The organism is Ideonella sp. P3_A4, from assembly GCF_056403075.1.
This window is the reverse complement of record NZ_JBFUGE010000542.1, coordinates 1-4,083: the sequence shown is the minus strand read 5'-3', so window position 1 is coordinate 4,083 and position 4,083 is coordinate 1. Positions and strand designations below refer to the sequence as shown.

Annotated in this window: 3 protein-coding genes; 1 reads left to right on the top strand and 2 read right to left on the bottom strand. The window is 64.7% G+C overall.

What is annotated here, in order from left to right; translation table 11 throughout:
• Positions 1-218: 218 nt before the first annotated feature.
• Together AC1DYI_RS28555 and aceA are read right to left on the bottom strand one after the other, a co-directional pair.
• Positions 219-1,514, bottom strand: coding sequence for an HD-GYP domain-containing protein (locus tag AC1DYI_RS28555; protein ID WP_477207505.1), 1,296 nt, complete (start codon positions 1,512-1,514; stop codon positions 219-221).
• A gap of 104 nt (positions 1,515-1,618) precedes the next feature.
• A complete protein-coding gene (gene aceA / locus AC1DYI_RS28550; protein ID WP_477207504.1) occupies positions 1,619-2,917 on the bottom strand; it encodes an isocitrate lyase in 1,299 nt (432 codons plus the stop codon).
• A 316-nt stretch (positions 2,918-3,233) separates the two neighbouring features.
• Here aceA and AC1DYI_RS28545 point away from each other — a divergent pair.
• Positions 3,234-4,083, top strand: an 850-nt coding sequence (locus AC1DYI_RS28545; protein ID WP_477207503.1) for a LacI family DNA-binding transcriptional regulator, incomplete at its 3' end; no start/stop codon positions are given.

Below are 4,083 nucleotides of genomic sequence, written 5' to 3'. Positions count from 1 at the left end.
TTGCGTGCTCCACGCCCAACCGGTGCTGCCCGGCGACGCGAGCCGCCCTCGCCGCCTCGACCATCACACGCGCGTCGTCCAGCGCGGCTTTCTTGCTGCGCGGGTGGGCTTGGACAGCGTCGTGCTCGGCGGCGGCCATGGGCCCTGAGTATGCAGCCCAGCGCCGCTCGTGAAAACACCACCTCGCCGCCAGGGATGCGCCGCAAGGCTGCGGTCGCTCAGGCGCCCGGCTTGCCCGGGCTGGTGTCGAAGTAATAGGTCATGCGCCGACGCGGGTTGAGGTACTCCAGCGCCGAAGGCGAGAGGTGCTGGGGCCGCATCGTCTTGCTGATGCTCACGTCAGGCTCCTGCTCCAGATCGGCCAGGATGGCCTCTTYGCGCGGCACGGCCGGGTCGTAGACCATCACCGTGGGCTTGAGCGGCCGAGTGCTGTTGATCGACACCACCATCGCCAGCGTGCCGTTGGACAGCATCACCACCGTGCCCGGCGGGTAGATGCCCATGCAACGGATGAAGGTGTTCATCGCCACCGCATCGAAGTGCGAGCGCTGCTGGCCGTACATCGTCGACAGCGCCTCATGCGGCGTCATCGCCTTGGYCGGGTTGGTCGGGTTGCAAAGGTTGTCGTAGACGTTGGTGACGGCAACGATGCGCGCCAACAGCGACATCTGCGCGCCCTGCAGCTTGCGCGGGTAACCCGTTCCGTCGACGTGCTCGTGGTGCTGCGCGATGACCTGCAGCGCCTCGGTCGTGAGGTTCAGCTTCTTGCCGATCTCCACACCGGCGGCGCAATGCGTGTGCAACAGCCCCAGCTCGGGCTTGGTCAACGGCTCGGTCTTGCGCAGGATGCGATCGGGAATGTCCACCTTGCCGATGTCGTGGAACAGCGCCCCCATGCCCAGCAGGCGGATGCCGTGCGCCGGCGCCTGCATCTCCTTGGCCAGCATCATCGACAGCAAGGTGACGTTGAGCGAGTGGTGGTAGACCTCGTCGTTGCCGAGCTTGTCGGCCATCAGGTGGATGGCGATGTCGGCATCCATCAGCATCGAATCGGCCATCGACTCGACCAACAGCGAAGCGTCCTTGTAGGTCTGCTCGGGGCGGGAGAACAGGTTCTGCTGCATCGATCTCAGCGTGTGCGCATTGCTGAGCAGTTGGCGTTCGCAGGCCACCACACGCTCACGGTGCAGTGCCAGGCGCTCCAGCCGCGCGCGCTTGGCCTGGAAGGCCGGGCTGTCATGAGTGGGCGGCGGTGGCGCCTCGGGCACCGTGGCCGCGGCTGCAGCGGTGTCGGAGTGAGGCAGCGGTTCGCTGTCGCTCTTGGCTGGCGCATAGCGCAAGCGTTTCAAGCCCAGCGACTGGATCAGCTCGATCTGCTCGAGGCTCTTGATCTTGAAGCTGGAGAACGTGAACGGATGGTCCATCCACGGGATGTCGAGGTGAACGTACATCCCGATGCACAGCTGCGAAGGCAGGATGGCCGATTCGTTGTCGTCGTGGACAGTGCCGTTCACGCATACCCCCGATGGACGCAAGCTACCCGAATTGCTGAAGGCTGGCAATAAAAATGCCCGGGGGCCTTTCGGCCACCCGGGCACGTCGACCGGCGAAGCGGTGCTTAACCGTGCTTGGCGTCGAAGAACTGTTCGTCTTCGGTCGAGCCCTTCAGCGCGGCGGTCGAAGCATCGCGCTCGATCGTGGTGGTCACGGCGTCGAAGTAACCGGTGCCCACTTCGCGCTGGTGCTTCACGGCGGTGAAGCCCTTCTCGGCAGCGGCGAACTCGGCTTCTTGCAGCTCGACGAAGGCGCTCATGTTGTTGCGCGCATAGCCGTAGGCCAGGTTGAACATCGAGTAGTTCAGGCTGTGGAAGCCGGCCAGCGTGATGAACTGGAACTTGTAGCCCATCGCGCCCAGCTCGCGCTGGAACTTGGCGATCGTCGCGTCGTCGAGGTTCTTCTTCCAGTTGAACGACGGCGAGCAGTTGTAGGCCAGCAGCTTGCCCGGGAACTTGGCGTGGATGGCTTCGGCGAAGGCCTTGGCGAAGGCCAGGTCGGGCTTGCCGGTTTCGCACCAGATCATGTCGGCGTAAGGCGCGTAAGCCAGGCCGCGGCTGATGGCCTGGTCGAGGCCGTTCTTGGTGCGGAAGAAGCCTTCGACAGTGCGCTCACCGGTGCAGAAGGGCTTGTCGTTTTCGTCGATGTCGCTGGTCACCAGGTCGCCAGCTTCGGCGTCGGTGCGGGCCAGCAGCACGGTGGGCGTGCCCATCACGTCAGCGGCCAGACGGGCCGCGACCAGCTTGGCCACGGCTTCACGCGTCGGCACCAGCACCTTGCCACCCATGTGGCCGCACTTCTTGGCAGCGGCCAGCTGGTCTTCGAAGTGCACGCCGGCGGCGCCCGCTTCGATCATGGCCTTCATCAGCTCGAACGCGTTCAGCACGCCGCCGAAACCGGCTTCGGCATCGGCCACGATCGGCGCATAGAAGTCCATGTCGTCCTTGCCTTCAGACCACTGGATCTGGTCGGCGCGGGCGAACGTGGCGTTGATCTTCTTGACGACCTTCGGCACCGAGTCCACCGAGTACAGCGACTGGTCGGGGTACATCTCGCCGTTGCTGTTGGCGTCACCGGCGACTTGCCAGCCCGACAGGTAGATGGCCTTCAGGCCGGCCTTGACCTGCTGCATGGCCTGGTTGCCGGTCAGCGCGCCCAGCGCRTTGATGAAGGGCTCGGTGTTGACCAGGTTCCACAGCTTCTCGGCGCCGCGCTGGGCCAGCGTGTGTTCGATCTTCAGCGAACCGCGCAGGCGAACCACGTCAGCCGCGGTGTAGCCGCGCTTGATGCCCTTCCAGCGAGGGTTCTCGGCCCAGTCCTTCTCGAGGGCGGCGATTTGTTGTTCGCGGGTCAGTCGGGTCATGTCGGGGCTCCTTGGGTGAAAACGATGGGGTGTTGAAGACCTTGCTTGGGCTCAAGCGTACGCCGACCGCCAGCGTTTGGGGAGACTTATGTCTTATATAAGACACAAAAGTATTTCACGACAAATCAATGACTTACAGAAGCCATTTCGCAATGCGAGAGTCTTGATTTCATAGTGGAAAAAACTGCTGCGATGCAGCAGACTGACTTTTCACAATGCGAATTCTTCGCTTCGGCATGTAAAACCGACGCGCAACTGCAAGCGCTTGCAGCTGCGTCTTACACTCGGCCCTTTGTCGCAATCGAAAGCACCACCCTTGTCGACCAGCTCCAAGACCGCACCCCGGCGCAACACCCGCGCCAGCACGGCCGGAGACGGGCACTCTGGCGCCGTCACCCTGCAACAGGTAGCAGACCGCGCGGGCGTTTCGCCCAGCACCGTGTCGCGCATCTTGAATGGCACCGCGGTGGTCAGCGATGACAAGAAGAAGGCGGTCGACGACGCGATCAAGGAACTGGGCTTCGTGCCCAACCCGGTGGCGCGCGGCCTGGCCGGCGGCCRCACCCTCAGCGTGGGCGTGGTCACGCAGGCGATCGATTCGCCCTTCTATGGCGGCGCCCACCGCGGTATCGAAGACACGCTGGTCACCGCCGGCTACAGCCCGCTGTTCATCAGCGGCCACTGGGACGCCGCTGCCGAGACCCGCTGCATCGAAGTGATGCGCTCGCGCCGGGTCGACGGCCTGATCGTGCTGACCGGCCGCACGAGCGACGGCGCACTGAAAAACCTCGCGCGTCAACTGCCCATCGTCGTGACCGGCCGCGACCTGAGCGCGCCGGGTGTCTATTCACTCAATTTCGACGACCTGCACGGCGCGCGCCTGGCGACCGAGCACCTGCTGGAGCTGGGCCACAAGCGCATCGCCTTCATTGGCGGCGACCCATTGCACCCCGATTCAGCGCAGCGCGAGCGCGGCTACCGCCAGGCCCTCGCCGCCCACGGCGTGAAGGTCGACGAGGCCCTGCTGCTGGCCGGCAACTACCAGGAAGAAGGCGGCCTGCAAGCCATCGAGCGCTTGCTCGCCTCGGGCGCGCCTTTCACCGCCATCTTCGCGGCCAACGACCAGATGGCGTTCGGTGCCGCCTTGGCGCTGCACCGGCGTGGCC